At 32.3% G+C, this 23,974-nt stretch carries 34 protein-coding genes; 5 read left to right on the top strand and 29 right to left on the bottom strand.

The genetic code is table 11. The annotated features are described in order from the left end of the window. From secY to rpsL, 25 genes are all read right to left on the bottom strand, one after another. A complete protein-coding gene (gene secY / locus ACN5J4_RS10200) occupies window positions 1-1,320 on the bottom strand; it encodes a preprotein translocase subunit SecY (RefSeq protein ID WP_418651165.1) in 1,320 nt (439 codons plus the stop codon). A 12-nt stretch (window positions 1,321-1,332) separates the two neighbouring features. Beyond that, window positions 1,333-1,782 (bottom strand): 50S ribosomal protein L15, encoded by a 450-nt coding sequence (rplO, locus tag ACN5J4_RS10195; RefSeq protein ID WP_218771178.1) that lies wholly within the window; start codon window positions 1,780-1,782, stop codon window positions 1,333-1,335. 12 nt (window positions 1,783-1,794) lie between these two features. After that, the gene (rpmD, locus tag ACN5J4_RS10190; RefSeq protein WP_418649890.1) at window positions 1,795-1,977 is read right to left on the bottom strand and encodes a 50S ribosomal protein L30; all 183 of its coding nucleotides are present in this window, start codon (window positions 1,975-1,977) and stop codon (window positions 1,795-1,797) included. An 11-nt stretch (window positions 1,978-1,988) separates the two neighbouring features. After that, window positions 1,989-2,513 carry a 30S ribosomal protein S5 gene (rpsE, locus tag ACN5J4_RS10185; protein WP_101903633.1) on the bottom strand — a complete coding sequence of 175 codons (525 nt, stop codon included), beginning with the start codon at window positions 2,511-2,513 and terminating at the stop codon, window positions 1,989-1,991. An 8-nt stretch (window positions 2,514-2,521) separates the two neighbouring features. Further along, window positions 2,522-2,872 (bottom strand): 50S ribosomal protein L18, encoded by a 351-nt coding sequence (gene rplR, locus ACN5J4_RS10180; protein ID WP_418649889.1) that lies wholly within the window; start codon window positions 2,870-2,872, stop codon window positions 2,522-2,524. Window positions 2,873-2,890: 18 nt separating this feature from the next. Further along, the gene (gene rplF, locus ACN5J4_RS10175; protein WP_418649888.1) at window positions 2,891-3,436 is read right to left on the bottom strand and encodes a 50S ribosomal protein L6; all 546 of its coding nucleotides are present in this window, start codon (window positions 3,434-3,436) and stop codon (window positions 2,891-2,893) included. 12 nt (window positions 3,437-3,448) lie between these two features. Next, window positions 3,449-3,847 (bottom strand): 30S ribosomal protein S8, encoded by a 399-nt coding sequence (gene rpsH / locus ACN5J4_RS10170; RefSeq protein ID WP_418649887.1) that lies wholly within the window; start codon window positions 3,845-3,847, stop codon window positions 3,449-3,451. 493 nt (window positions 3,848-4,340) lie between these two features. Further along, complete coding sequence (rpsN, locus tag ACN5J4_RS10165; protein ID WP_418649886.1) at window positions 4,341-4,610, bottom strand: 30S ribosomal protein S14; 270 nt, start codon at window positions 4,608-4,610, stop codon at window positions 4,341-4,343. Window positions 4,611-4,613: 3 nt separating this feature from the next. Continuing rightward, the gene (rplE, locus tag ACN5J4_RS10160) at window positions 4,614-5,165 is read right to left on the bottom strand and encodes a 50S ribosomal protein L5 (RefSeq protein WP_418649885.1); all 552 of its coding nucleotides are present in this window, start codon (window positions 5,163-5,165) and stop codon (window positions 4,614-4,616) included. Between the two features lie 2 nt (window positions 5,166-5,167). Continuing rightward, on the bottom strand, window positions 5,168-5,476 hold the full coding sequence (gene rplX, locus ACN5J4_RS10155) for a 50S ribosomal protein L24 (RefSeq protein WP_418649884.1): 309 nt from the start codon (window positions 5,474-5,476) through the stop codon (window positions 5,168-5,170). A gap of 12 nt (window positions 5,477-5,488) precedes the next feature. Then, on the bottom strand, window positions 5,489-5,857 hold the full coding sequence (gene rplN, locus ACN5J4_RS10150; protein ID WP_418649883.1) for a 50S ribosomal protein L14: 369 nt from the start codon (window positions 5,855-5,857) through the stop codon (window positions 5,489-5,491). A 1-nt stretch (window position 5,858) separates the two neighbouring features. Beyond that, window positions 5,859-6,116 (bottom strand): 30S ribosomal protein S17, encoded by a 258-nt coding sequence (rpsQ, locus tag ACN5J4_RS10145; protein ID WP_418649882.1) that lies wholly within the window; start codon window positions 6,114-6,116, stop codon window positions 5,859-5,861. A gap of 18 nt (window positions 6,117-6,134) precedes the next feature. Beyond that, the gene (gene rpmC, locus ACN5J4_RS10140) at window positions 6,135-6,326 is read right to left on the bottom strand and encodes a 50S ribosomal protein L29 (protein ID WP_418649881.1); all 192 of its coding nucleotides are present in this window, start codon (window positions 6,324-6,326) and stop codon (window positions 6,135-6,137) included. Window positions 6,327-6,337: 11 nt separating this feature from the next. Then, window positions 6,338-6,769, bottom strand: coding sequence for a 50S ribosomal protein L16 (rplP, locus tag ACN5J4_RS10135; protein WP_418649880.1), 432 nt, complete (start codon window positions 6,767-6,769; stop codon window positions 6,338-6,340). A gap of 22 nt (window positions 6,770-6,791) precedes the next feature. Beyond that, on the bottom strand, window positions 6,792-7,517 hold the full coding sequence (gene rpsC, locus ACN5J4_RS10130) for a 30S ribosomal protein S3 (RefSeq protein WP_418649879.1): 726 nt from the start codon (window positions 7,515-7,517) through the stop codon (window positions 6,792-6,794). An 11-nt stretch (window positions 7,518-7,528) separates the two neighbouring features. After that, window positions 7,529-7,933, bottom strand: coding sequence for a 50S ribosomal protein L22 (gene rplV, locus ACN5J4_RS10125; protein ID WP_418649878.1), 405 nt, complete (start codon window positions 7,931-7,933; stop codon window positions 7,529-7,531). A gap of 9 nt (window positions 7,934-7,942) precedes the next feature. Further along, complete coding sequence (gene rpsS / locus ACN5J4_RS10120) at window positions 7,943-8,221, bottom strand: 30S ribosomal protein S19 (RefSeq protein ID WP_150900307.1); 279 nt, start codon at window positions 8,219-8,221, stop codon at window positions 7,943-7,945. Window positions 8,222-8,224: 3 nt separating this feature from the next. Then, on the bottom strand, window positions 8,225-9,049 hold the full coding sequence (gene rplB, locus ACN5J4_RS10115; protein ID WP_418649877.1) for a 50S ribosomal protein L2: 825 nt from the start codon (window positions 9,047-9,049) through the stop codon (window positions 8,225-8,227). An 11-nt stretch (window positions 9,050-9,060) separates the two neighbouring features. Then, entirely contained in the window at window positions 9,061-9,351 is a 291-nt protein-coding gene (rplW, locus tag ACN5J4_RS10110; RefSeq protein ID WP_418649876.1) for a 50S ribosomal protein L23, read from the bottom strand. Window positions 9,352-9,358: 7 nt separating this feature from the next. Then, window positions 9,359-9,988 (bottom strand): 50S ribosomal protein L4, encoded by a 630-nt coding sequence (rplD, locus tag ACN5J4_RS10105; RefSeq protein WP_418649875.1) that lies wholly within the window; start codon window positions 9,986-9,988, stop codon window positions 9,359-9,361. Continuing rightward, on the bottom strand, window positions 9,988-10,605 hold the full coding sequence (gene rplC, locus ACN5J4_RS10100) for a 50S ribosomal protein L3 (protein WP_418649874.1): 618 nt from the start codon (window positions 10,603-10,605) through the stop codon (window positions 9,988-9,990). Before rplC ends, rplD begins: the two co-directional genes overlap by 1 nt. A 289-nt stretch (window positions 10,606-10,894) precedes the next feature. Further along, on the bottom strand, window positions 10,895-11,200 hold the full coding sequence (rpsJ, locus tag ACN5J4_RS10095) for a 30S ribosomal protein S10 (RefSeq protein WP_024740605.1): 306 nt from the start codon (window positions 11,198-11,200) through the stop codon (window positions 10,895-10,897). 12 nt (window positions 11,201-11,212) lie between these two features. Continuing rightward, on the bottom strand, window positions 11,213-13,330 hold the full coding sequence (gene fusA / locus ACN5J4_RS10090) for an elongation factor G (RefSeq protein WP_418649873.1): 2,118 nt from the start codon (window positions 13,328-13,330) through the stop codon (window positions 11,213-11,215). Window positions 13,331-13,333: 3 nt separating this feature from the next. Next, window positions 13,334-13,810 carry a 30S ribosomal protein S7 gene (gene rpsG / locus ACN5J4_RS10085; protein WP_058885440.1) on the bottom strand — a complete coding sequence of 159 codons (477 nt, stop codon included), beginning with the start codon at window positions 13,808-13,810 and terminating at the stop codon, window positions 13,334-13,336. A 32-nt stretch (window positions 13,811-13,842) separates the two neighbouring features. Continuing rightward, window positions 13,843-14,217, bottom strand: a complete 375-nt coding sequence (gene rpsL / locus ACN5J4_RS10080; protein ID WP_028887479.1) for a 30S ribosomal protein S12 — start codon at window positions 14,215-14,217, stop codon at window positions 13,843-13,845. A 210-nt stretch (window positions 14,218-14,427) separates the two neighbouring features. Between rpsL and rlmB the strand changes: the two genes are divergently transcribed. Continuing rightward, complete coding sequence (gene rlmB, locus ACN5J4_RS10075) at window positions 14,428-15,165, top strand: 23S rRNA (guanosine(2251)-2'-O)-methyltransferase RlmB (protein WP_418649872.1); 738 nt, start codon at window positions 14,428-14,430, stop codon at window positions 15,163-15,165. A 216-nt stretch (window positions 15,166-15,381) separates the two neighbouring features. Here the strand turns inward: rlmB and ACN5J4_RS10070 are convergent, their stop codons facing one another. Then, window positions 15,382-16,194: a rhomboid family intramembrane serine protease gene (locus ACN5J4_RS10070; RefSeq protein WP_418649871.1), complete on the bottom strand. Its 813-nt coding sequence runs from the start codon at window positions 16,192-16,194 to the stop codon at window positions 15,382-15,384. 22 nt (window positions 16,195-16,216) lie between these two features. On the opposite strand from ACN5J4_RS10070, the gene ACN5J4_RS10065 reads away from it, so the two are divergent. Then, window positions 16,217-17,488 (top strand): replication-associated recombination protein A, encoded by a 1,272-nt coding sequence (locus ACN5J4_RS10065; RefSeq protein ID WP_418649870.1) that lies wholly within the window; start codon window positions 16,217-16,219, stop codon window positions 17,486-17,488. A 6-nt stretch (window positions 17,489-17,494) separates the two neighbouring features. Here the strand turns inward: ACN5J4_RS10065 and ACN5J4_RS10060 are convergent, their stop codons facing one another. The 3 genes from ACN5J4_RS10060 to radC are packed head-to-tail and all read right to left on the bottom strand — an operon-like array spanning window position 17,495 to window position 20,211. Beyond that, on the bottom strand, window positions 17,495-18,172 hold the full coding sequence (locus tag ACN5J4_RS10060) for a YjjG family noncanonical pyrimidine nucleotidase (RefSeq protein ID WP_418649869.1): 678 nt from the start codon (window positions 18,170-18,172) through the stop codon (window positions 17,495-17,497). A gap of 10 nt (window positions 18,173-18,182) precedes the next feature. Next, window positions 18,183-19,490: a polysaccharide deacetylase family protein gene (locus ACN5J4_RS10055; RefSeq protein ID WP_418649868.1), complete on the bottom strand. Its 1,308-nt coding sequence runs from the start codon at window positions 19,488-19,490 to the stop codon at window positions 18,183-18,185. A 34-nt stretch (window positions 19,491-19,524) separates the two neighbouring features. Next, complete coding sequence (gene radC / locus ACN5J4_RS10050; protein WP_418649867.1) at window positions 19,525-20,211, bottom strand: RadC family protein; 687 nt, start codon at window positions 20,209-20,211, stop codon at window positions 19,525-19,527. Between the two features lie 98 nt (window positions 20,212-20,309). Between radC and trkA the strand changes: the two genes are divergently transcribed. The 3 genes from trkA (at window position 20,310) to ACN5J4_RS10035 (ending at window position 23,964) form a co-directional block, all read left to right on the top strand. Beyond that, on the top strand, window positions 20,310-21,656 hold the full coding sequence (gene trkA / locus ACN5J4_RS10045; protein ID WP_418649866.1) for a Trk system potassium transporter TrkA: 1,347 nt from the start codon (window positions 20,310-20,312) through the stop codon (window positions 21,654-21,656). Beyond that, on the top strand, window positions 21,656-23,155 hold the full coding sequence (locus tag ACN5J4_RS10040; RefSeq protein ID WP_418649865.1) for a TrkH family potassium uptake protein: 1,500 nt from the start codon (window positions 21,656-21,658) through the stop codon (window positions 23,153-23,155). The genes trkA and ACN5J4_RS10040 overlap by 1 nt, the downstream gene beginning before the upstream one ends. Before the next feature lie 140 nt (window positions 23,156-23,295). Then, on the top strand, window positions 23,296-23,964 hold the full coding sequence (locus ACN5J4_RS10035) for a phage tail protein (RefSeq protein WP_418649864.1): 669 nt from the start codon (window positions 23,296-23,298) through the stop codon (window positions 23,962-23,964). Window positions 23,965-23,974 lie beyond the last annotated feature (10 nt).

Genomic DNA, 23,974 nt, shown 5'->3' with positions numbered 1-23,974 from the left:
CTATTTTAATGATTTTCTGTTACTGTTACCCGTTTTCATTAAACCATCATAACGATTATTTAATAAATACGAATTAATTTGCTGTATGGTGTCTATTGCAACACCAACCATAATAATTAAAGATGTTCCTCCAAAAAACATAGCCCAGTTTTGAGTTACCCCAAACTTTACAATAATAGCTGGTAAAATTGATAAAGCAGCTAAAAATAAAGAACCTGGAAAAGTTATCTTAGATAATACAGCGTCTAAATAATTTGCAGTTTCTTCACCAGGCTTATAACCAGGTACAAAACCATTACTTCTTTTCAAATCTTCAGCCATTTTATTGGTAGGAATTGTAATCGCTGTGTAGAAATAACTAAAAATTATTATCAAAAGAGCAAATATTAGGTTGTACTGCCATCCAAAATTATCAGTTAAACTATTTAAAGCTGGAAATTTTTGACCTAAAGCTACTGGTAAAAACATAATAGCTTGTGCAAAAATAATTGGCATAACACCTGACGCGTTCAATTTTAATGGAATATACTGGCGTGCACCATCAACATCTTTAATATCAGTAACTGCTGTACGACGAGCGTATTGAACTCCTACTTTTCGTACCGCTGTAACTAATAATACCGTTAACAAAATCACTACAAACCAAACTATTAATTCGATTAGAATCATCATAATACCCCCTGCACCTGCTGTTTGTTTAGAAACAATTTCTTGTATAAAAGCACTAGGAAAGTTAGCAATAATACCTACTGTAATTAATAATGAAATTCCATTACCAACTCCTTTGTCTGTAATACGCTCTCCTAACCACATAGCAAAAATTGTTCCTGCAGATAAAAGTATAATTGATGACACCCAAAATGTAGCTCCTGTTACTAAAAATGCTTCAGGCCCAAGTCCCATTTGGTTTTGAATAATACCAATATAAGTTGGTGCTTGAAACAAGGTAATAGCAATTGTAAGCCATCTTGTTATTTGCGTAATTTTCTTACGTCCACTTTCTCCATCCTTTTGTAGTTTTTGTAAATATGGTACCGCAATACCCATTAACTGTACAACAATAGATGCAGAAATATAAGGCATTATACCAAGAGCCATTACTGAAGCTCTAGCAAATGCACCACCTGTAAATGCGTTTAATAAACCCAAAAGTCCACTTGAAGTACTGTCTTGCAACGCTGATAACTGTGTAGGATCAATTCCAGGTAATGGAACTGCCGACATAAAGCGGTAAACAGTAATTAAACCTAAGGTTAAAAGTAATTTCTCTTTTAACTCTTCTATTTTCCAAATGTCTTTTAAAGTATTTATAAAATTCATCATTTACAGTTATTATAGTGTAACTACCTCACCTCCTGCAGCTTCAATAGCCGCTTTTGCTGTTGCAGTAAATTTATGTACAGTTATGTTTAGTTTAGCTTTTAACTCTCCACCACCTAGTATTTTTACTAAGTCGTTTTTACGAGCTAAACGGTTTTCTACCAAAACCTCTAAAGTAACCGTATCTGTAATCTTTCCATTTTCAACTAATCCCTGTAACTTATCTAAATTTACACCTACATACTCTTTACGATTAATGTTTGTGAAACCAAATTTAGGTACACGTCTTTGAAGTGGCATCTGCCCTCCTTCAAATCCTATTTTACGAGAATAACCAGAACGAGATTTCTGACCATTATGACCTCTTGTAGAGGTACCTCCATGTCCAGAACCTTCACCACGAGCGATTCTTTTACCGCTCTTAGTAGATCCTGCTGCAGGCTTTAAGTTATGTAAACTCATATTATTATTGTCTTATTTAATTTCTTCTACAGAAACTAAGTGTGAAACTGTTTTTACCATTCCCAAAATTGGAGCTGTAGCGTCATGCTCTACAGTTTGGTTCATTTTACGTAAACCTAATGCCTCTAACGTTGCTTTTTGACTTTTAAGGCGACCTATTTTACTTCTTACTTGTGTAACTTTAATTTTACTCATCGTCTTAAATTTTAACCGTTAAAAACTTTCTCTAAAGAAATACCTCTTTGCTTAGCAATAGTAGCAGCATTACGTAATTGTAATAAAGCATCAAAAGTAGCCTTAACTACGTTGTGAGGATTTGATGATCCTTGAGACTTAGATAATACATCCTTTACTCCAACAGATTCCAATACCGAACGTACTGCACCACCGGCTATAACCCCTGTACCATGTGAAGCTGGCTTTATAAATACTTTCGCACCGCCAAACTTACCTTTTTGCTCATGAGGTAAAGTTCCATCTAAAAGAGGAATACGTACTAAACTTTTCTTTGCATCTTCAATTGCTTTAGCAATAGCAGAAGCTACATCTTTAGATTTACCTAATCCATGACCAACAACACCGTTACCATCTCCAACTATTACGATTGCAGAGAAACCAAATGCTCTACCCCCTTTAGTTACTTTAGTAACACGTTGTACACCTACTAATTTATCTACAAGCTCTAATCCGCTTGGTTTTACTCTTTCTACGTTTTTATATCCTAACATAATATAATTTCTTAAAATTTTAAACCAGCTTCTCTAGCAGCTTCAGCTAACACTTTAATTCTACCGTGGTATAAAAACCCATTTCTATCAAAAGAAATAGCTTCAAAACCTTTTGCAGTAGCTCTTTCAGCAATTGCTTTTCCTACTGCAGTAGCAGCTTCTGATTTAGAACCAGATGTAATTTCTTTATCTCTTGATGATGCAGATACTAATGTTACACCAGTAACGTCATCAATTAATTGAGCATAAATTTCTTTGTTACTTCTAAAAACTGACAATCTAGGTTTAGTAGCAGTTCCTGTAATAACTTTTCTAATTCTATACTTAATTCGTTGTCTTCTTTCAAGCTTTGATAATGCCATAATAATTTCTCTTATTTATTATGCAGATTTACCTGCTTTTCTTCTTAATACTTCACCTACAAACTTAATTCCTTTTCCTTTATATGGCTCAGGGCTACGGAAAGATCTAATTTTAGCTGCTACTTGACCAACTAATTGCTTATCGAATGAAGATAACTTTACTATAGGGTTTTTACCCTTATCTGATACTGTTTCAACTTTTACTTCGGGAGCTAAGTTTAAAACAATATTATGAGAGAAACCTAAAGCTAAATCTAACTTTTGCCCTTGGTTAGATGCTCTATAACCTACACCTACCAACTCTAATTCCTTAGTATAACCATTTGACACACCTTCAATCATATTACTGATTAAAGAACGATATAAACCGTGTGCTGCTCTATGATCTTTACTATCTGATGGTCTTTTAACTGTTAAAACACCTTCTTCAATTTCTGCAGTAATATCAGATTTTAACTCTTGAGTTAATTCACCTAACTTACCTTTTACTGTAACCACATTTCCGTCTACTTTAACTTCAACACCTTGTGGTAATGCGATTGGGTTTTTTCCTATTCTACTCATCGTACAAAGTGATTAATAAACGTAACATAATACTTCACCACCAACATTTTCAAGCTTTGCCTTTTTATTTGTCATTACACCTCTAGATGTAGAAACAATAGCAATACCTAAACCGTTTAATACTCTTGGCATTTCTTTTGCGCCAACGTATTTACGTAAACCTGGTGTTGAAATTCTTTGAATCTTTCTGATTACTGATTCTTTCGTGTCTCTGTCATATTTCAAAGCTATTTTGATTGTTCCTTGAACTTTATCATCATTGAACTGATAGCTTAAAACATAACCTTGATCGAACAAAATTTTCGTCATTTCCTTCTTCAATTTTGAAGCAGGAATCTCAACTACTCGATGATTTGCCGCTATAGCATTTCTCACTCGAGTAAGAAAATCCGCAATTGGATCTGTATACATAATTAATTAAATTTCGGTTTTGGTTTTTAGTAATCTTTAGTAAGTTTTACTATAATTACTAAACCTGAAACCAGTTAATATTCGTTTTTTGCTTTTTAAATAAATATCATAGGCATTATACTATTTTAGTTAGTATTTACCTACAAATCATAATTTACCTATAAAAACAGGGTGCAAATATAAGTATTTTTTCTGGATATCAAATTTTTTATTAATTATCATTTTGATTATTAATTTATTGCAATAACTAACATTAATAAAGCAAGCTGTTTTAAAACTCCTTTAAAATAAATATTATTTAAAATATAAAGTTTGAATTACTCTTTACAAAACAATTTTATTATTAAAAACATTTATTGTTATTATCGAATAATAAGAAGGTAATTAGACATTAAACTTAAAACACAGTACTATCATAAAATATATTTTATGATAGTACTGTGTTTTATAAAAAAAACCTGAATATTCATATTCAGGTTTTTAGTATTTTAATTTACCAGCTTGCTTTTTTAACACCTGGAATTAATCCATTGTTAGCCATTTCACGGAAAGTAACACGCGAAATACCAAACTGACGCATATATCCTTTAGGACGACCTGTTATTTTACAACGATTGTGCATTCTAACTGGTGATGCGTTTTTAGGTAACTTTTGTAATGCTTCATAGTCTCCAGCTTCTTTTAAAGCTTTTCTCTTTTCTGCATATTTTGCTACCACTTTAGCTCTTTTGCGCTCACGCGCTTTCATTGATTCTTTAGCCATCTTCTAGTTCTTTTTAAATGGTAAACCTAATTCAGTTAATAATGACTTAGCTTCTTTATCAGTATTTGCAGATGTTACAAAAGTAATATCCATACCGCTAATTTTTTTAACTTGGTCAATATTAATTTCAGGGTAAATGATTTGTTCAGTAATACCTAAATTGTAGTTACCTCTACCATCAAAACCATTCGCTTTGATTCCATTAAAATCTCTTACACGTGGTAAAGAAGCGGTAACTAATCTATCTAAAAATTCGTACATTTTAACTCCTCTTAACGTAACTTTAGCACCAATTGGCATACCTTTACGTAATTTAAAGTTTGCAACATCTTTCTTTGATATAGTTGAAACTGCTTTTTGACCTGTAATAGTAGTTAACTCGTCAATAGCGTATTCTATTAATTTCTTATCTGCTATAGCTGCACCAACACCTTTATTTACAACAATTTTTTGTAATTTAGGCACTTGCATTATATTACTATAACCGAATTCATCAGTAAGAGCTTTGATAACTCTGCTCTTGTACTCTTCTTTTAATCTTGGTACGTAACTCATGGTTATATTGCTTTATCTGATTTTTTTGAAAATCTAATTTTCTTATCTCCTTCTACTTTATAACCAACTTTTACAGCTTCACCATTTTCGATTAAAGCTAAGTTTGATATGTGTAAAGAAGCTTCTTTTTTTACAATTCCACCTTGAGGATTAGCAGCACTTGGTTTAGTGTGTTTAGACACCATATTAACACCTTCTACTAAAACTCTATCCTTATCTCTAAGAATCTGTAAAACTTTCCCTTCCGATCCTTTGTGATCACCTGCTAATACTTTAACAGTATCTCCTGATTTAATTTTGAACTTCTTCATCTTACTGTCGATTTAAAGCACTTCAGGTGCTAATGATACTATCTTCATAAATTGCTTATCACGTAATTCACGAGCAACAGGACCAAATACACGTGTTCCCCTCATTTCCTCTGTAGGATTTAAAAGTACACAAGCATTATCATCAAATCTGATATATGATCCGTCTTTACGTCTAATTTCCTTTTTAGTACGAACAACAACTGCGCGAGATACTTGACCTTTCTTTACACTTCCATTTGGCGTTGTAGACTTTACAGTTACTACAATTTTATCTCCAACACTAGCGTAACGCTTTCTTGTTCCTCCTAATACTCTAATCACTAAAACTTCTTTTGCTCCAGTGTTATCTGCGACTCTTAATCTTGACTCTGTCTGTAACATATTATTTAGCTCTATCTAGGATTTCTACTAATCTCCAACGTTTAGATTTACTCATAGGACGTGTTTCCATTATCCTAACAGTATCTCCTTCATTGCAATCGTTATTCTCGTCATGTGCAACGTACTTTTTCGTCTTTAATACGAATTTACCGTACATTGGGTGCTTAGTTCTTTTTACCTCATTAACAACAATAGACTTCTCCATTTTGTTACTAGATACTACACCTATTCTCTCTTTTCTAAGATTTCTTTTTTCCATCTTTAAAACTGACTAGAATTATTGTAATTCTCTTTTAGTTAACTCTGTAGCAATTCTTGCTACAGTTTTTCTTAAGCTTTTAATCTGCAAAGGATTTTCCAATGGAGTTATGGCATGAGCCATCTTAAGATCCGTATAGTTTTTCTTTAACGTCACTAACCTTCCTTGTAGGTCAGTAGTTGTTAATTCTTTAATTTCTGATTGTTTCATTGTATATAGAATTAAGCGTTAAAATCAAAATCTCTTGCAATAACAAACTTCGTTTTTACAGGAAGTTTTTGTGCAGCTAAACGTAAAGCTTCTTTTGCTACATTGATTGGTACACCACCAATTTCAAACAAAATTCTACCTGGTTTAATTACTGATACAAAATGATCAGGAGCACCTTTACCCTTACCCATACGCACCTCTAAAGGCTTCTTTGTAATAGGCTTATCTGGAAATATTTTAATCCAAAGCTGTCCTTCTCTCTTCATGTGACGAGTTGCCGCAATACGAGCTGCCTCTATTTGGCGAGAGGTAAGTAAATTCTGATCTAATGATTTGATACCAAACATTCCGTTAGAAAGTTGAGCACCTCTACCAGAGTTACCTTTCATATTTCCTTTCGCCTTCTGTACCTTACGGTATTTTACTCTTTTTGGCTGTAACATTTTTAATTTCTAATTTTAAAAATTATTTTCTTCTGCGAGGTTGCTGACGTTTAGCATTACCACCACCTTTATTAGCACCACCTTTTTGTTTAGATAATCCTACTAATGGAGATAATTCACGTTTTCCATATACCTCACCTTTCATGATCCATACCTTAATACCTAATCTTCCGTATTGTGTATGTGCCTCAACAAGTGCATAATCAATGTCTGCTCTAAAAGTAGAAAGAGGAATTCTTCCTTCTTTATAATGTTCAGAACGTGCCATTTCAGCTCCATTTAAACGACCCGAAATTTGGATTTTAATCCCTTCTGAATTCATTCTCATAGCTGCTGTGATTGCCATTTTAGTAGCACGTTTGTAAGAAATTCTATTTTCAATTTGACGAGCAACACTTGCTGCTACTAATTTAGCATCTAATTCTGGACGCTTAATTTCAAAAATATTAATCTGAACTTCTTTACCTGTAATTTTCTTAAGCTCTTCTTTTAACTTGTCTACCTCTTGACCTCCTTTACCAATAATGATACCTGGACGTGCAGTAGTGATAGTAACGGTTACAAGTTTAAGCGTACGCTCAATAATTACTCTTGATACACTTGCTTTAAATAATCTAGCATTAATATACTTTCTTATTTTATCATCTTCAGCTAATTTATCTCCGTAGTCATTTCCACCATACCAGTTAGATTCCCATCCTCTGATAATTCCTAAACGATTTCCTATTGGATTTGTTTTTTGTCCCATTTCTACTTTGATTAATTACTTTTATTTTTAGCTCCTAACTCTAAAGTAACGTGATTAGAACGCTTACGAATTCTATGTGCACGCCCCTGTGGAGCTGGTCTTAATCTTTTTAACATACCTGCGCTATCTACACAAATAGATTTTACAAATAATCCAGCATCTTCGATACTAGCATCTTCATTCTTAGCTTGCCAGTTTGCAATTGCAGACATTAACAATTTCTCTAAGTTTCTTGATGCTTCTTTTGGACTAAATTTCAAGATTTGTAAAGCTTTTTCAACTTCAACACCTCTTACTAAATCTGCTACCAAGCGCATTTTTCTTGGTGATGTAGGACAATTAGTTATTTTAGCAAAAGCTTTAGACTTTCTTGCTTCTTTTAACTGTGTTGCCATGTTATGTTTACGACTTCCCATAATTTCCTACTATTTTTTTCCTTTATTTTTTGCACCAGCGTGCCCTCTAAAAGAACGTGTTGGTGAAAATTCGCCTAATTTATGACCTACCATGTTTTCAGTAACGTAAACTGGTACAAACTGACGTCCGTTATGAACTGCAATTGTTTGCCCTACAAAATCTGGAGTAATCATACTTGCTCTTGACCAAGTTTTGATAACTGATTTACTCTCAGTTTCAACGTTAGCTAACACTTTTTTCTCTAATTTATAGTGAACGAAAGGTCCTTTTTTTAATGATCTTGCCATGGTTTATTTCTTTCTACGTTCTATAATATACTTATTACTAGCTTTAGTCTTAGATCTAGTCTTAAACCCTTTAGCTGGAATACCGTTTCTTGATCTTGGATGTCCTCCTGAAGAACGTCCTTCACCACCACCCATTGGGTGATCAACCGGGTTCATACGCACAGCATTAGTCCTTGGACGCTTACCTAACCATCTAGATCTACCTGCTTTACCAGAAACTAGTAATTGGTGATCTGAATTAGAAACAACTCCAATAGTTGCCATACATGTTAACAAGATTAACCTTGTTTCACCTGACGGTAACTTTACTGTTGCATACTTACCGTCTCTTGCCATTAATTGAGCAAATGAACCTGCTGAACGAGCCATTACAGCTCCTTGACCTGGGTGCAACTCAATACAAGAAATAGTAGTTCCTAAAGGTATTTCGCTTAAATATAAAGCATTACCCACTTCTGGAGCTAATCCTTTACCAGAAACGATTACTTGACCTACTTTTAAACCGTTTTGTGCAATTACATAACGCTTTTCACCATCAGCATAACTAAGTAAAGCAATAAATGCAGTACGATTTGGATCATACTCTATAGTTTTAACTGTTGCAGGGATACCTTGTTTATCTCTTTTAAAATCGATAATACGGTATTTTTGTTTGTGACCTCCACCGATATTACGTGTAGTCATTCTACCCTGATTGTTTCGACCTCCAGATCGTTTTTTCGGAGCTAATAATGATTTCTCCGGCTTATCAGTAGTAATGGTGTCGAACCCATTTACAACTCTAAAACGCTGACCTGGTGTTATTGGTTTTAATTTTCTAACTGACATTTTGTCTTTTCTTAAAGATTGTTATAAAAATCAATAGTTTCTCCTTCAGCTAACTGAACGATTGCTTTTTTGTATCCACTCGTTATCCCTGTAACTAAACCTTTTTTAGTGTGTTTAGTATTTCTTTTAATAGGATAATTCATAGTTTTCACAGACTTAATTGTTACACCATAAGTTGCTTCAACAGCTCCTCTGATTTCCAATTTATTAGCCTTGCTATTTACAGCAAATGCATAACGATTATTAACTTCGCTATCATTTGTTGCTTTTTCCGTAATAATAGGTTTTATTAAAATACTCATATCTTTCCTATTTACTTAAATTAGATTCAATTCCTTCTAAAATACTTTCAGAAATAATTATTTTATTAGCATTTAAAACACTATATGTATTAATTCCTGTAGCATTAACTACTTTAGATCCTTTTAAGTTACGAGATGATAAATAAACATTATTACTTTCTTCACCTAAAACAAATAAAGACTTTTTAGAGTCTAAATCTAAAGCTTTTAAAACATTGATAAACTCTTTAGTTTTTGGAGTTTCGAAATTGAAATCTTCAACAACAACTAAATTATTCTCTTTTACTTGAATACTTAAAGCAGACTTTCGTGCTAAACGCTTTAAATTTTTATTTAACTTAAAAGAGTAGCTTCTTGGCCTAGGTCCAAACATACGCCCACCTCCTCTGAATACTCCAGACTTGATAGAACCAGCACGTGCAGTACCTGTTCCTTTTTGCTTTTTAATCTTTCTTGTACTACCTGCAATCTCAGCTCTTTCTTTAGCTTTATGAGTACCTTGTCTTTGATTAGCCAAGTACTGCTTTACATCTAAATAAATAGCGTGATCATTTGGCTCAATTGCGAATACCTCGTTAGAAAGTTCAACTTTTCTACCGGTATCTTTTCCTGTAATATCTAAAACTGCTACTTTCATTATTTTTCGATAGTTACAAAAGTATTTTTGTGACCAGGAATTGCTCCTTTTACAACGATAAGATTCTTATCTGCAACCACTTTTAATACTTTTAAATTTTGAACTTTTACTTTGTCTCCACCCATACGACCTGCCATTCGCATTCCTTTAAATACTCTTGCAGGATATGATGCAGCACCAATAGAACCAGGAGCTCTTAAACGGTTATGTTGACCGTGAGTTGCTTGACCAACACCGGCAAAACCATGACGTTTAACAACACCTTGAAAACCTTTACCTTTTGAAACTCCAGAAACATCTACGAATTCACCTTCAGTAAAGTAATCTACAGTAATTGAATCACCTAATTTATACTCTCCTTCAAACCCTTGAAACTCAATGACTTTTTTCTTAGCAGATGTACCAGCTTTCGCAAAGTGCCCATCTAAAGCTTTATTAGAGCTTTTTGCTTTTTTGTCATCGAAACCAAGCTGTAACGCACTATAGCCGTCAACCTCTTCGGTTCTGACTTGGGTAACCACGCATGGCCCTGCTTCGATTACTGTACAAGGAATATTCTTCCCGTTTTCATCGAATAAGCTGGTCATACCTACTTTTCTACCTATTAACCCAGACATATTTGTTAATTTTAAGACGATAGATTCTATTTATCCAGCGCGTCTATTAATAATGATTATTTGAAACAAATGTTTCATTTATTTCCTTTTAAGTTTCAAACAAAAAAAAAGAGCTGAAAACACCTTCGCTCTGAATTTGTTTTTTTACCGTTTTTCCTTCGCGAAACCCTTAGGACATGTTTAATTCTAATTAAATTAGAACATTTACACCACAGAACATTAATTCTGGTGTGCAAAAGTATAAAAAACTTTCGGTTTAAAAAAATTAAACCGAAAGTTAGTTATTTACTTATACTTTAATTTCTACTTCAACACCACTAGGTAACTCAAGCTTCATTAAAGCATCAATAGTTTTTGAAGAAGAACTATAAATGTCTAATAATCTTTTGTAAGCAGATAATTGAAATTGCTCTCTAGATTTTTTATTTACGTGTGGTGAACGTAATACTGTAAAAATCTTTTTATTTGTTGGTAAAGGAATTGGGCCGTTTACTACAGCTCCTGTTGACTTTACTGTCTTTACGATTTTCTCTGCAGACTTATCTACTAAGTTATAATCGTAAGATTTTAATTTAATTCTAATTTTTTGGCTCATCTTAATTTCTTATTAACCTTTAGATTTTGCTATTACATCCTCAGAAACATTCGAAGGAGTTTCTGCATAATGAGAAAATTCCATTGTAGAAGTTGCTCTACCAGAAGACATAGTTCTTAAAGCAGTAACATAACCGAACATTTCAGATAATGGAACTAAAGCTTTTACAACTTTTGCTCCTCCACGATCACTCATGTCATTTACTTGACCTCTTCTTCTATTTAAATCACCAACGATATCACCCATGTTCTCCTCAGGAGTTAACACTTCTAATTTCATTAATGGCTCCATAATTTTGGCTCTAGCAGCTTTAGAAGCAGCTTTATAACCCATTTTTGCAGCTAACTCAAAAGATAATTGATCAGAATCCACAGGGTGGAAAGATCCATCTTTTAATGTTACTTTCATAGAATCCATTTCGTACCCAGCTAAAGGACCATTTTTCATAGCCTCTTTAAAACCTTTCTCTACAGAAGGAACAAATTCTTTAGGAACATTACCACCTTTAATTACAGATTCAAATTGTAAACCTTGAACACCCTCATCAGCTGGTTCCATAGTAAATACGATATCAGCAAACTTACCACGACCACCTGATTGTTTTTTATAAACTTCTCTGTGATCTGCAGAAGCTGTAATAGCTTCTTTATACTCTACTTGTGGCTGTCCTTCGTTAACCTCTACTTTGAATTCACGTTTTAAACGATCAACAATAATATCTAGGTGTAACTCACCCATTCCAGAAATAATAGTCTGTCCTGAAGCTTCATCTGTTCTAACTGTAAATGTAGGGTCTTCTTCTGCCAATTTAGCTAAAGACATTCCTAATTTATCTACATCTGCCTTAGTTTTAGGCTCAACCGCAATACCTATTACTGGATCAGGGAAGTCCATAGATTCTAAAACAATAGGATGCTTTTCATCAGATAAAGTATCTCCTGTTTTAATAGATTTAAAACCTACAGCAGCACCAATATCTCCAGCTTCAATATAATCAATAGCATTTTGCTTATTAGCATGCATTTGATAGATACGAGAAATACGCTCTTTTTTCCCTGAACGGTTATTTAAAACGTAAGAACCTGCATCTAAACGACCAGAATAAGCTCTAAAAAATGCTAAACGACCTACAAAAGGATCTGTTGCAATTTTAAATGCCAACGCAGCAAAAGGCTCCTTTACATCTGGCTTTCTTCTTTCTTCTTTATCTGTGGTTGGATTAACACCAACAACAGCTTCTTTATCTAAAGGAGAAGGTAAATAACGACAAACAGCATCTAATAAGAACTGAACACCTTTATTTTTAAATGCCGACCCACAAATCATAGGAATAATAGACATATCCATTACAGCAGCACGAAGAGCAGCATGCACTTCATCTTCAGTAATAGAATCTTCATCTTCCATATATTTCTCTAAAAGATTTTCATCATAAGCAGCAACTTCTTCAATAAGTTTACCTCTTAATTCAGCAGCTTCTTCTTTTAAATCTTCTGGAATTTCAACAACATCAAAAGTAGATCCTTGTGTAGCGTCATGCCATATAATAGCACGGTTCTTCACTAAATCTACGATACCTTTAAACTCATCCTCATCACCAATATTCATTACAATTGGCACTGCATTTGACTTTAACATATCCTTTACCTGCTGACAAACAGCCATAAAGTTAGATCCTTGACGGTCCATTTTGTTAACAAATCCAATACGAGGAACTTTATAATTATCTGCAAGTCTCCAGTTAGTTTCTGACTGAGGCTCAACACCATCAACAGCACTAAATAAGAAAACCAAACCATCAAGAACTCTTAACGAACGATTTACCTCTACAGTAAAATCAACGTGACCAGGAGTATCAATAATATTAAAGTGATAACCTTTAGTTTCATCAGTAGCCTCACCATTATTCAATGGAAACTTCCACTCACAAGTAGTAGCTGCAGAAGTAATTGTAATACCTCTTTCCTGCTCCTGCTCCATCCAGTCCATAGTTGCGGCACCATCATGCACCTCACCTATTTTATGACTAACACCTGTATAATACAATACACGTTCTGTCGTAGTAGTTTTACCTGCATCAATATGTGCAGCAATACCAATATTTCTAGTAAATTTTAAATTTCTAGCCATTTCTTAGAATCTAAAGTGTGAGAATGCTTTGTTTGCTTCAGCCATTTTATGCGTATCAGTACGCTTTTTAACAGCAGCACCTTCTTCTTTAGCTGCTGCTAAAATTTCAGCTGCTAAACGTTGTGCCATTGTTTTTTCATTACGCTTTCGCGTATAAGTAATCATCCATTTAATTGCCATAGACACCTTACGGTCTGGGCGAATTTGCATTGGTATTTGAAAAGTTGCTCCACCAACACGACGAGAACGAACCTCTACATGCGGCATAACATTAGATAAACCATCTTTCCAAATCTCTAAAGCTGACTTTTCTTCGTCAGTCTTTTTTTCATTTACGATGTCTATTGCATCATAAAACACTTTAAAAGCCACAGACTTTTTACCATCCCACATTAAGTTATTCACAAAACGCGTTACTAACTGGTCGTTAAACCTTGGATCCGGTAAAAGGACTCTTTTTTTCGCTTTTCTTTTTCTCATGTCTTTACATTAAAAAAGTTAATTGATTAATTTTACTTCTTTGGGCGTTTTGCTCCGTACTTAGATCTACGTTGGGTTCTACCCTCAACTCCTGCAGTATCTAACGCACCACGTACTACGTGATACTTAACTCCTGGCAAATCTTTTACCCTTCCACCTCTAACTAATACTATCGAGTGCTCTTGCAAGTTATGTCCTTCACCTGGAATATACGCGTTAATTTCGTTACCATTTGTTAATCTAACCCTTGCTACCTTTCTCATTGCTGAGTTAGGTTTTTTAGGTGTAGTGGTATACACACGCGTACAAACTCCACGTCTCTGAGGACAAGCTTGTAAAGCAGCCGATTTACTCTTCTTAGTTATTTTGGTTCTTCCTTTACGAACTAATTGTTGAATAGTTGGCATACTATTATTGCTTGTTTTTAATTTGTACTTAAATTACTCTATTTTAAAAGAGTGTGCAAATGTACGTTTTTTTTCTAAACATTCAAATATCAGGGAGTTATTTTTAACATCAAATACTTATTAAGTTAACTTAAAGCATTAACTATAGTATTTACAACAAGCTAAAATTACACTGTTTTTTTATTTCGCAAATTAAACTACATTTGCAGCATGGAAGAAAACACTACTATTTTTGGCATTAGAGCTATAATTGAAGCTATTGAAAGCGAAGCGTCAATTAATAAAGTATATTTACAAAAGGGGCTTAGAGGAGACTTATTTTTTCAATTAGATAAATTATTGAAAAAAAACAAGATATCGATTAGTGTTGTTCCTACAGAGAAACTTGATAGATTGTCAAAGCACAATAACCACCAAGGAGCTGTTGCTAAGATTTCTCCTATAGATTTTCATGATTTAGAAACACTTTTAGAAACTACTTTAGCTTCTGATAAAACGCCTTTATTTTTACTACTAGATCAAGTATCTGATGTTAGAAACTTTGGTGCTATTATTAGAACAGCAGAATGTACAGGTGTTAACGGAATTATTATTCAAAAAAGTGGTAGTGCTCCTGTAAATGCTGAAACTATTAAAACTTCTGCTGGTGCAGCGTTTAAAATTCCTATTTGTAAAGTTGATCATATTAAAGATGCAATGTTTCAATTACAAGCTGAAAATATAAAATTAGTAGCCGCTACCGAAAAAACAGAAGATTCTGTTTTTGATGTTGATTTTAATCAGCCAGTTGCTATTATAATGGGTTCTGAGCACAAAGGTGTTAGTAATTCTGTTTTGAAAATGGCAGATTACAAAGCAAAATTACCCTTACTTGGTGATATTGAATCTTTAAATGTTTCTGTTGCTTGTGGGGTTTTTCTTTATGAAACTATGAGACAAAGACAATAAATATATTACAAAATTATAAAAATTAAAATACTGCTTTTTGCAGGATTTTTTTATGCATTATTTTATGTAAAAAATAAAAAAAACTGGTATAATTTCTATTTACAAACAACCAAGCCTAGCCCCGATTGAAGCAATTGTTTGAGCTCTTTTTTTGATTTTTCTTCAAAAAAAAGCGAGTGCGGAAAGCGGGAAATTGCTTCTAAAACAATTAAAATACTATTTTGAAATAATATAATTTATTTTTAAAATTTTAGGAGCATTAGTTTTATCTACTTCATTTTTATCTTCAATTTCTTTATTTTCCAACTCACTCACCTCTTCTACTTCTTCGATAATTGGCGGTACATAATTACCTTGTTCATCAAACATTTCATCAAATGTTGTTTTAGAAAAAATGTGCTTTTCTTTGACGATACCACTTTTTCTATATAAAATTGATAACAAAAAGCCTGTTATAAATCCTGATAAATGTCCTTCCCACGACATTCCGTCTTTTATAGGTAACACATACCAAATCATACTTCCGTACAAAAAAATAGTAATTAAAGAAACTGCTACTAACCTATAGTGCTTTTTAATAATACCACTAAAAAAAACAAAACTAAAAAGTAAATAAACAATTCCACTTGCACCAATATGATAAGATTCTCTAGCAATAGCCCATGTTAAAAAGCCTGTAAGTAATCCGCCAAAAACTAAAACCTTTAAAGCAACTTTATTATAAAAATAATATAGACAACTTGCTAATACAAATAATGGAACAGAGTTATTAAAAAGATGACTTGTATCTCCATGAATAAAAGGCCCAGTTAAAATACCTATTAACCCATTTAATTCTCTTGGTAAAATACCAAATTTATTAAAATTAAAACCAAATTTAATTTCGATCCAATAAACAAACCATATTAGAAAAACATAAATAAAGGGCAGTAGAAAAATGTTATTTGAATATTTTAATTGAGTATCTGTTTTCATACTGATAAAAATAACAAAAATAAATCCAAACAATAATTTAGGAACATCTGTCATAAATCTTTGCTATTTTTGAGGCATGAATCAACCTTTGGCAGAAAGAATACGACCACAAACTTTATCTGACTACATTAGTCAACAACATTTAGTAGGCGAAAACGGAATTTTAACCAATCATATTAAACAAGGCATTATTCCATCTTTAATTCTTTGGGGACCTCCAGGAATTGGCAAAACAACGCTAGCTAACATTATTGCTAATGAATCAGGACGTCCTTTTTACACGCTAAGCGCTATAAGCTCAGGAGTAAAAGATGTGCGTGAAGTTATAGAGAAAGCTAAAAAAAGTGGCAGCTTGTTTACACAAAAAAACCCTATTTTATTTATTGATGAAATACATCGCTTTAGTAAATCGCAACAAGATTCGTTACTAGGAGCTGTTGAAAAGGGTTGGGTAACTTTAATTGGAGCTACAACTGAAAATCCTAGCTTTGAAGTAATACCTGCTCTACTGTCTCGTTGTCAAGTTTATATTTTAAATTCTTTTGACAAAAATGACCTTATTGCTCTTTTGAACAGGGCTATGGTAAAAGATGAATTAATTTCTGATAAAAAAATAATATTAAAAGAAACTGATGCTTTATTACAAGTATCTGGTGGTGATGCTCGTAAACTTTTAAATATTTTTGAATTACTTGTTGCTGCTGATACCGAAGTGGAAATTACCAATGAACTTGTTTTATCTAAAGTTCAAAAAAACACAGTAAGATATGATAAAACTGGCGAGCAACATTATGATATTGTATCTGCCTTTATAAAATCAATTAGAGGTAGCGACCCAAATGCTGCTGTTTATTGGCTAGCAAGAATGATTGAAGGCGGTGAGGATGTTAAATTTATTGCTAGAAGAATGTTAATTGCTGCTTCTGAAGATATTGGAAATGCAAATCCAACAGCTTTTATTATGGCAAACAGTACGTTTCAATCAGTTTCAGTAATTGGATATCCTGAATCTAGAATTATTTTAAGTCAGTGTGCTATTTACTTGGCAAATTCTCCTAAAAGTAATGCATCATATATAGCTATTGGTGAAGCTCAAAACTTAGTAAGAACAACTGGTGACTTATCTATTCCGTTACATTTAAGAAATGCACCAACAAAATTAATGAAAGACTTGGATTATGGTAAAGATTATCAATACTCACATAATTATGCTGGAAATTTTATAAATCAAGAGTTTTTACCTGATGAAATAAAAAACACAAAATTATACGAACCTGGTAATAATGCTCGTGAAAACCAGTTTAGAGATTTATTAAAACAACGTTGGAAAGACAAATATAATTACTAAAATTAATTATAAATATTCTTTTAAATTTATTAGTTTATTAACACTCAAAACTCTCGGCTCAATTTTACTTTCAGATGTAAAATGAATTGCATACATACCTAAATTTAAAGCTCCTAAAACATCGGCTTCATAACTATCGCCTATCATTACGGAGTTTTTAGGCGTTGTATTTGCTCTCATTAAAGCATATTCAAAAACTTTTGAACTTGGTTTTTTAACCCCAGTACTTTCTGCTGTTATAATTTTATTAAAATATTTTTCTATACCCGATTTTATTAATTTATTTTTTTGAATTTCTTCATAACCGTTGGTAATAATATGTAATTCATATTTTTTACTTAAATATTCTAAAATATCAACAGCACCTTCGAGTAAGTAATTATAATTAGATAAGTATTTAATATATTTTTCTGAAATAAGATTGATAAAATCACCATTTACCTCATAGTCAAAAGCATCAAAAACTTCTTTTAACCTATCAAATTTTAAAGCTGATTTTGAAATTTTATCCTCTCTGTAGAGTTTCCAATATTTTAAATTTATAGGCCTATAAACGTCTGTAAAGCTATTAACTTCTAATAAAATATGCTGTTCTTTAAAAATTTGATGAAAAGCTAAGGTTGAATTTTTATCAAAATCCCAAAGCGTATGGTCTAAGTCAAAAAAAATGTGTTTTACATTCATTTATTTATTTTTAATGACTTTTTACTATTTTTAAAGTAGCACTATAAACTCGTTTCCACCCTCTCCACCGCTCATAATTACTTAAACTCTCATTATGAAAAACAGTTATAAAAACACCATTTACAGCTTTAACTTCATTTTTTAAGTCTCTTATTTTACCTAACGATTGTTTTGGTGTCAATTTCATATAATCGTTTAATGTTGTATCAATTAAAGCAAAAGGGAAAATTTTTAAAGGAGTTTGAATTTCAAAATCTAAATCATAAAAATAAAATGGTGTACAAGTACTTGCTCTAAAACCAGTATGACTTACATACCCCATTGAGTAATCTTCTTCTACTTCTAAATCAATTAAATTTTGATATGTTTCAGGTAGTGATACTCGCAAATAGTGCTGACAAGAGCGCTTTATAGGCATATTTATAATGTTTTCTATACGTTCTTTTTCTTTTTTTAGCAATCCACTGTTATTCATCGTATAATATGATGGATGTAATCCGACCCGGGCATAATCAACCATATCTTTTATTAATAATTTGAATTTTCGTTTTGATGTAGATACATTGGTGTCAAACGTGGTATAATCACCAATTAAAAAGAAAAAAATAGTTCGAACTTCATATATTTTTTTTAACTCTATAATAGTAGCAAATGTATTAAAAGGATCTGGCTTAAGATTAAACAAAACAGCTAACCGATTCCAAATTGTTATTATTTTGAACTGAGATGCGTCTTTTAAAAACCCACCTATAGTTCTAACAAAACTTTTATACTTGTAAGCATATGCTGTATCTACATCAAATATAGATATATATTCAAATTTTCTAGTAGCATGCTCATAATCTGGAAATTTAATTTTTAAAATTTCTAAGAATTTATATGCCCAAATATCAACTACTGGTTTTTCTAAAAAATTATTTTTATAAGCAATACTTTCTGTTGCTAAAAATCGAGCATGCGCATCTTTTACATGTGGTAAATATTCTTCATATCTAGAAATTAGATAAAAGGTAGCTGCAAAAATGTCAAACGGAATTTCTGATTGTACATCAGTAGGAAAAAAACAAGGAACATCATCCCATTTTTTTATATTAACTTCAAAATCTTTAACACCCTGCTGAAATAACAACTCATTACTTTTAACAAAAAACTCTTTACCTAAAGCTACATTAGTGTACGAAAACTTAGGTCCATTATAAGCAACAAACTCCTCTACTTTTCCTGTAAAATTAATAGGAACATGTAATATTCGTGTAAAAATATGCTTAAAAACATAACGAACACGAGGGGTTATTTTATGAGTATATATGAGTATCATGTTTTTAATAAATAAAAGTCATACAAGACAAATACTATAAAATTCCTTCGTCTGCAAAGCTAAAATACGCTTTTTGAGTAATAATTAAATGATCTAGCAACTTTATATCTAAAGTTCTTCCTGCTTCTTTAATTTTTTTGGTAAGCTGAATATCTGATTCACTAGGGCTTAATTTTCCTGACGGATGATTATGAGAAACAATAACTCCAACGGCTGATAACTGTAAAGCTTTTTGATATAACAATCTAACATCTACCAACGTTGCGGTAAAGCCTCCTTTGCTTAATTGATGCTTTGCTAAAATTTTATTTGAATTATTTAAATATAACACCCAAAACTCTTCATGTTCAATATCACCTAGTGAGAATTGTAATATAGTAGCCGCATCTAATGAACTTTTTACTGTAGTTATAGTAGCATTTTTTTCAAATTGCCGTCTTTTTCCAAATTCTAGAGCTGTAATAATAGTAATAGCTTTAGCTTCTCCTATTCCTTTAAACCTCATTAGCTCTTCTATTGATAATTTAGCTAAGGTATTCAAATCATTATTAACATAATTTAGTATTTTTTGAGATAATGCCACAGCACTTTCCTCTCTATTACCTGAACCTATAAGAATAGCTACCAACTCAGCATCTGACAAAACTGATTTACCTTTTAACATTAATTTTTCACGAGGTCTATCATCTAAAGCCCAAGACTTAATTGAAATCTTTTTCATACCCTATCATATCTAATTTTCAGATAAATATAATTCATTTTTTGCACACCCCAAAGAAGCATAGTATCTTTGCATCCTATCTTTTATAATTTAAAATCATGAAGATTATTATAGCCGGGGCAGGAAACGTTGGTTTTCATTTGGCTAAACTCCTTTCTTACGAATCACAAGATACTTATGTAATTGATTTTGATGGCGAAAAGCTTAACTACATCAATAATCATTTAGATGTTATTACTAAAAAAGGAGATGCCGCCTCTATTAAGTTATTAAAAGAAATTGGTATTGAATCTGCCGATTTATTATTAGCAGTTACCGAAAGCCAAAACACGAACTTTACCATATCTGTAATTGGTAAAGCTTTAGGCGCAAAAAAAACAATTGCTCGAATTAATAATCCTGAGTTCTTAAAAAATGACAGTATTAACTTTAAAGATTTTGGGGTAGATTTTATGATTTCTCCTGAAGCCTTAGCCGCAGAAGAAATAAAATTATTATTAAATCAATCTTCTTTCAATGATACAGTAGCCTTTGAAAATGGTGTTTTTAACATTATGGGAACCACCCTTGGATATAAATCGCCAATATTAGACTTAACAGTTAAAGAGGCTAAAGAAAAATTTAGTTTAGTAGACTTTATTACTATAGCTATAAAACGAGAAGGAATTGCACAAACTATTATTCCACGTGGTGACACTACCTATAAAATAAATGATCAAGTTTATTTCTCAGTACCTAGCTACAGTATTGATAAATTACACCCAATTATTGGAAAAGAACAAATAAACATTAAAAATGTAATGATTCTTGGAGGTAGTAGTATTGGTAGAAAAACATCTAGAAGCCTTTGTAAAGACAATTTTAAAGTTAAACTAATTGAGCGTAAAAAAGAAAAAGCTTTAAGCCTTGCCGAAGACCTTATAGACACCTTAGTAATTCATGGTGATGGTAGAAATATAGAGCTTTTAGAAGAAGAGAACATTAGAGAAATGGATGCTTTTATTGCCGTAACAGGCGATTCTGAAACCAACATAATGTCATGTTTAGTTGCAAAATCTAAAGGTGTAAAAAAAACAGTAGCTTTAGTTGAGAATATGGACTATATTAATATTTCTCAAACTATTGGTATTAATACCCTTATTAATAAAAAACTAATCGCTGCAAGTAATATTTTTCGTCACATACGAAAAGGAGATATTTTAGCTTCAGCTAACTTACATAATATTGATGCTGAAGTTTTTGAATTTGAAGTACCTAAAGATGCTAAAGTTACTCAAAAACCAATTAAAGAGTTGCGTTTTCCTAGAGAAGCTGTTTTTGGTGGTGTAATTAGAGACGGTAAACCTCATATGTCTTTTGGTGACTTCCAACTACAAACTGGTGACAAAGCTATAATTTTTTGCTTACCAGAAGCAATATCAATTGTAGAAGATTTATTTAATTAATGGAAAATCTTAATTTTAAAATAATTTATCGCTTTTTAGGAATAACAGCTATTCTTAACGGTTTATTTATGTGGTTTTCGCTACCTTTTAGTTTTTATTATAATGAAACTTGTAAATGGGGAATACTAAATGCAGGTATTATAACTACAGCAATAGGTTTAATTCTTTATTTTTTTAATAAGCCTAATAACAAAAAAATACAAAAAAAAGAAGGGTACCTTATTGTTACCTTAGGATGGCTTATTTTATCTATTACCGGAATGCTTCCTTATTTATTAACAGGAAGTATACCTAGTATTACAGATGCATTTTTTGAAACCATATCAGGGTATTCAACAACAGGTTCTTCTATTTTAACAGATATTGAATCCATGCCTAAAGGAATACTATTTTGGCGTAGTGCAACTCATTGGATTGGTGGTATGGGTATTATTGTACTTACCATAGCAATACTACCTTTATTAGGCATTGGAGGAATGCAGTTATTTATGGCAGAAGCACCTGGACCTTCAGCTGACAAACTACATCCTCGTATTACAGATACTGCTAAACGATTATGGCAAATTTATGTATTACTGACCTTTGTTGAATTCTTACTTTTAAAAGTTGCTGGAATGAACTGGTTTGATGCACTTAACCACGCCATGGCAACGGTTAGTACTGGAGGATTTTCTACAAAAAATGCAAGTGTTGCTCATTGGAATGGAAACCCTCTAATTCAATATATTATTATTATTTTCATGTTTGTTGCTGGTACTAATTTTGTACTCACTTATTTTGCTTTAAAGGGAAAGGTTAAGAAAGTTATTCAAAGTGAAGAGTTTAAATATTATTTTTTTGGTACAGTAGGAATATCTACTATTATAGCTATAATGATTATTTTTTATCAAGACCCTGCTTTACAAACTACAATTAACCACCCTATGGTATGGGGTAAAACAGAAAGTGCAATACGTCATTCATTATTTTCAGTAATTTCAGTAGTCACTACAACAGGTTTTGTAAGTGCCGATTTTACAATGTGGAGCTTTTTTGTAACAACATTATTCTTCTCTTTATTTTTCTTAGGAGGCTCAGCTGGATCAACATCTGGAGGTGTAAAAATTGTGAGGCATATTATAATGTTAAAAAACAGTTTTTTAGAATTTAAAAAATCATTACACCCAAATGCAATAATCCCTGTTCGTTATGATGGTAAGGCCGTAAAACAAACTATTGTTTTTAACATATTATCTTTCTTTATTCTATACATGTTAATTTTTATTACAGGAACAGTTGTTTTAGCTTTATTAGGATTAGATTTTCAATCTGCAATTGGTGCATGCGCCTCATCATTAGGTAATATTGGTCCTGCTATAGGTAGTGTTAGTCCTGTAAATAATTATGCTCACTTATCAATAGGAGCTAAATGGTTTTGTTCTTTTTTAATGCTTATTGGACGCCTAGAGCTTTTTACTGTTTTAATACTTTTTACTCCTTTTTTTTGGCGTAAAAACTAGAAAACAAAATACCTATCCTTTTAAAACTGTAAAACATACACTTGTGGCTATTTTAAATACGCCAAAGGTATTTTTTCACAGAAGAGGTATGTTTTTAATATAGCTTTGTGTAAAATGTTTTAACCAAACTATACACAATTATGAAACTAAAAACCAATTTTTTTGCATTTTTTTTAATTTGCTTATTATCAATCACAACAACTAACGCACAAGAAGCAATGCTAGGTGAAGTTAAAATGTTTGCCGGAAGCTTTGCCCCTAGAGGATGGGTTTTTTGTGATGGCCAATTAATGGATATCAGCCAAAACACTGCTTTATACTCTCTCTTAGGAACTATCTATGGCGGTGATGGAAGAACAACTTTTGGCATACCTGATTTACGAGGTAGAGTACCCATGGGAGTAGGTAATGGACCTGGATTAACTACAAAAAATCAAGGGCTTAAAATTGGTGATGAAAATGCTACTTTAACAGTACTTAATTTACCAGCTCATAGCCATGTCGCTTCTATAACAAATGCTACAACTACTGATACTCAAATTCTTTTAAGTAAAGATAATGCCGTACGTCAAATACCTCAGGTAGGTGATGTTTCAGCTGCTGCAAATTACCCCGTAAATACATTATCTAAACAACCTGTAAAATCATTTGGACCTCCTACAAACACTGTTGTCTCTAAAACAATAACTTCAAGCTCTACAATAAATGTAGGCAATACTGGTATGAATAAGCAATTTTCTATAACGCAACCTTCAATTACTATTCGTTTTATTATCTGTACAATGGGTATATACCCTTCTAGAAATTAGCAACTACATT

The sequence above is a fragment of the Tenacibaculum aestuariivivum genome, from assembly GCF_964507685.1.
GTDB classification, from domain to species: Bacteria; Bacteroidota; Bacteroidia; order Flavobacteriales; family Flavobacteriaceae; genus Polaribacter; species Polaribacter aestuariivivum.
The sequence above is the reverse complement of the archived record's forward strand: the minus strand, read 5'-3'. Positions and strand labels throughout refer to the sequence as shown.

Excerpts from the sequence above, each read along its gene's own strand:
- secY (WP_418651165.1), bottom strand. The coding sequence starts at position 1,320 with ATGAATTTTATAAATACTTTAAAAGACATTTGGAAAATAGAAGAGTTA.
- rplO (WP_218771178.1), bottom strand. The coding sequence starts at position 1,782 with ATGAGTTTACATAACTTAAAGCCTGCAGCAGGATCTACTAAGAGCGGT.
- rpmD (WP_418649890.1), bottom strand. The coding sequence starts at position 1,977 with ATGAGTAAAATTAAAGTTACACAAGTAAGAAGTAAAATAGGTCGCCTT.
- rplR (WP_418649889.1), bottom strand. The coding sequence starts at position 2,872 with ATGGCATTATCAAAGCTTGAAAGAAGACAACGAATTAAGTATAGAATT.
- rplF (WP_418649888.1), bottom strand. The coding sequence starts at position 3,436 with ATGAGTAGAATAGGAAAAAACCCAATCGCATTACCACAAGGTGTTGAA.
- rpsH (WP_418649887.1), bottom strand. The coding sequence starts at position 3,847 with ATGTATACAGATCCAATTGCGGATTTTCTTACTCGAGTGAGAAATGCT.
- rpsN (WP_418649886.1), bottom strand. The coding sequence starts at position 4,610 with ATGGCTAAAGAATCAATGAAAGCGCGTGAGCGCAAAAGAGCTAAAGTG.
- rplE (WP_418649885.1), bottom strand. The coding sequence starts at position 5,165 with ATGAGTTACGTACCAAGATTAAAAGAAGAGTACAAGAGCAGAGTTATC.
- rplX (WP_418649884.1), bottom strand. The coding sequence starts at position 5,476 with ATGAAGAAGTTCAAAATTAAATCAGGAGATACTGTTAAAGTATTAGCA.
- rplN (WP_418649883.1), bottom strand. The coding sequence starts at position 5,857 with ATGTTACAGACAGAGTCAAGATTAAGAGTCGCAGATAACACTGGAGCA.
- rpsQ (WP_418649882.1), bottom strand. The coding sequence starts at position 6,116 with ATGGAAAAAAGAAATCTTAGAAAAGAGAGAATAGGTGTAGTATCTAGT.
- rpmC (WP_418649881.1), bottom strand. The coding sequence starts at position 6,326 with ATGAAACAATCAGAAATTAAAGAATTAACAACTACTGACCTACAAGGA.
- rplP (WP_418649880.1), bottom strand. The coding sequence starts at position 6,769 with ATGTTACAGCCAAAAAGAGTAAAATACCGTAAGGTACAGAAGGCGAAA.
- rpsC (WP_418649879.1), bottom strand. The coding sequence starts at position 7,517 with ATGGGACAAAAAACAAATCCAATAGGAAATCGTTTAGGAATTATCAGA.
- rplV (WP_418649878.1), bottom strand. The coding sequence starts at position 7,933 with ATGGGAAGTCGTAAACATAACATGGCAACACAGTTAAAAGAAGCAAGA.
- rpsS (WP_150900307.1), bottom strand. The coding sequence starts at position 8,221 with ATGGCAAGATCATTAAAAAAAGGACCTTTCGTTCACTATAAATTAGAG.
- rplB (WP_418649877.1), bottom strand. The coding sequence starts at position 9,049 with ATGTCAGTTAGAAAATTAAAACCAATAACACCAGGTCAGCGTTTTAGA.
- rplW (WP_418649876.1), bottom strand. The coding sequence starts at position 9,351 with ATGAGTATTTTAATAAAACCTATTATTACGGAAAAAGCAACAAATGAT.
- rplD (WP_418649875.1), bottom strand. The coding sequence starts at position 9,988 with ATGAAAGTAGCAGTTTTAGATATTACAGGAAAAGATACCGGTAGAAAA.
- rplC (WP_418649874.1), bottom strand. The coding sequence starts at position 10,605 with ATGTCTGGGTTAATAGGTAGAAAAGTAGGTATGACCAGCTTATTCGAT.
- rpsJ (WP_024740605.1), bottom strand. The coding sequence starts at position 11,200 with ATGAGCCAAAAAATTAGAATTAAATTAAAATCTTACGATTATAACTTA.
- fusA (WP_418649873.1), bottom strand. The coding sequence starts at position 13,330 with ATGGCTAGAAATTTAAAATTTACTAGAAATATTGGTATTGCTGCACAT.
- rpsG (WP_058885440.1), bottom strand. The coding sequence starts at position 13,810 with ATGAGAAAAAGAAAAGCGAAAAAAAGAGTCCTTTTACCGGATCCAAGG.
- rpsL (WP_028887479.1), bottom strand. The coding sequence starts at position 14,217 with ATGCCAACTATTCAACAATTAGTTCGTAAAGGAAGAACCAAAATAACT.
- rlmB (WP_418649872.1), top strand. The coding sequence starts at position 14,428 with ATGGAAGAAAACACTACTATTTTTGGCATTAGAGCTATAATTGAAGCT.
- ACN5J4_RS10070 (WP_418649871.1), bottom strand. The coding sequence starts at position 16,194 with ATGACAGATGTTCCTAAATTATTGTTTGGATTTATTTTTGTTATTTTT.
- ACN5J4_RS10065 (WP_418649870.1), top strand. The coding sequence starts at position 16,217 with ATGAATCAACCTTTGGCAGAAAGAATACGACCACAAACTTTATCTGAC.
- ACN5J4_RS10060 (WP_418649869.1), bottom strand. The coding sequence starts at position 18,172 with ATGAATGTAAAACACATTTTTTTTGACTTAGACCATACGCTTTGGGAT.
- ACN5J4_RS10055 (WP_418649868.1), bottom strand. The coding sequence starts at position 19,490 with ATGATACTCATATATACTCATAAAATAACCCCTCGTGTTCGTTATGTT.
- radC (WP_418649867.1), bottom strand. The coding sequence starts at position 20,211 with ATGAAAAAGATTTCAATTAAGTCTTGGGCTTTAGATGATAGACCTCGT.
- trkA (WP_418649866.1), top strand. The coding sequence starts at position 20,310 with ATGAAGATTATTATAGCCGGGGCAGGAAACGTTGGTTTTCATTTGGCT.
- ACN5J4_RS10040 (WP_418649865.1), top strand. The coding sequence starts at position 21,656 with ATGGAAAATCTTAATTTTAAAATAATTTATCGCTTTTTAGGAATAACA.
- ACN5J4_RS10035 (WP_418649864.1), top strand. The coding sequence starts at position 23,296 with ATGAAACTAAAAACCAATTTTTTTGCATTTTTTTTAATTTGCTTATTA.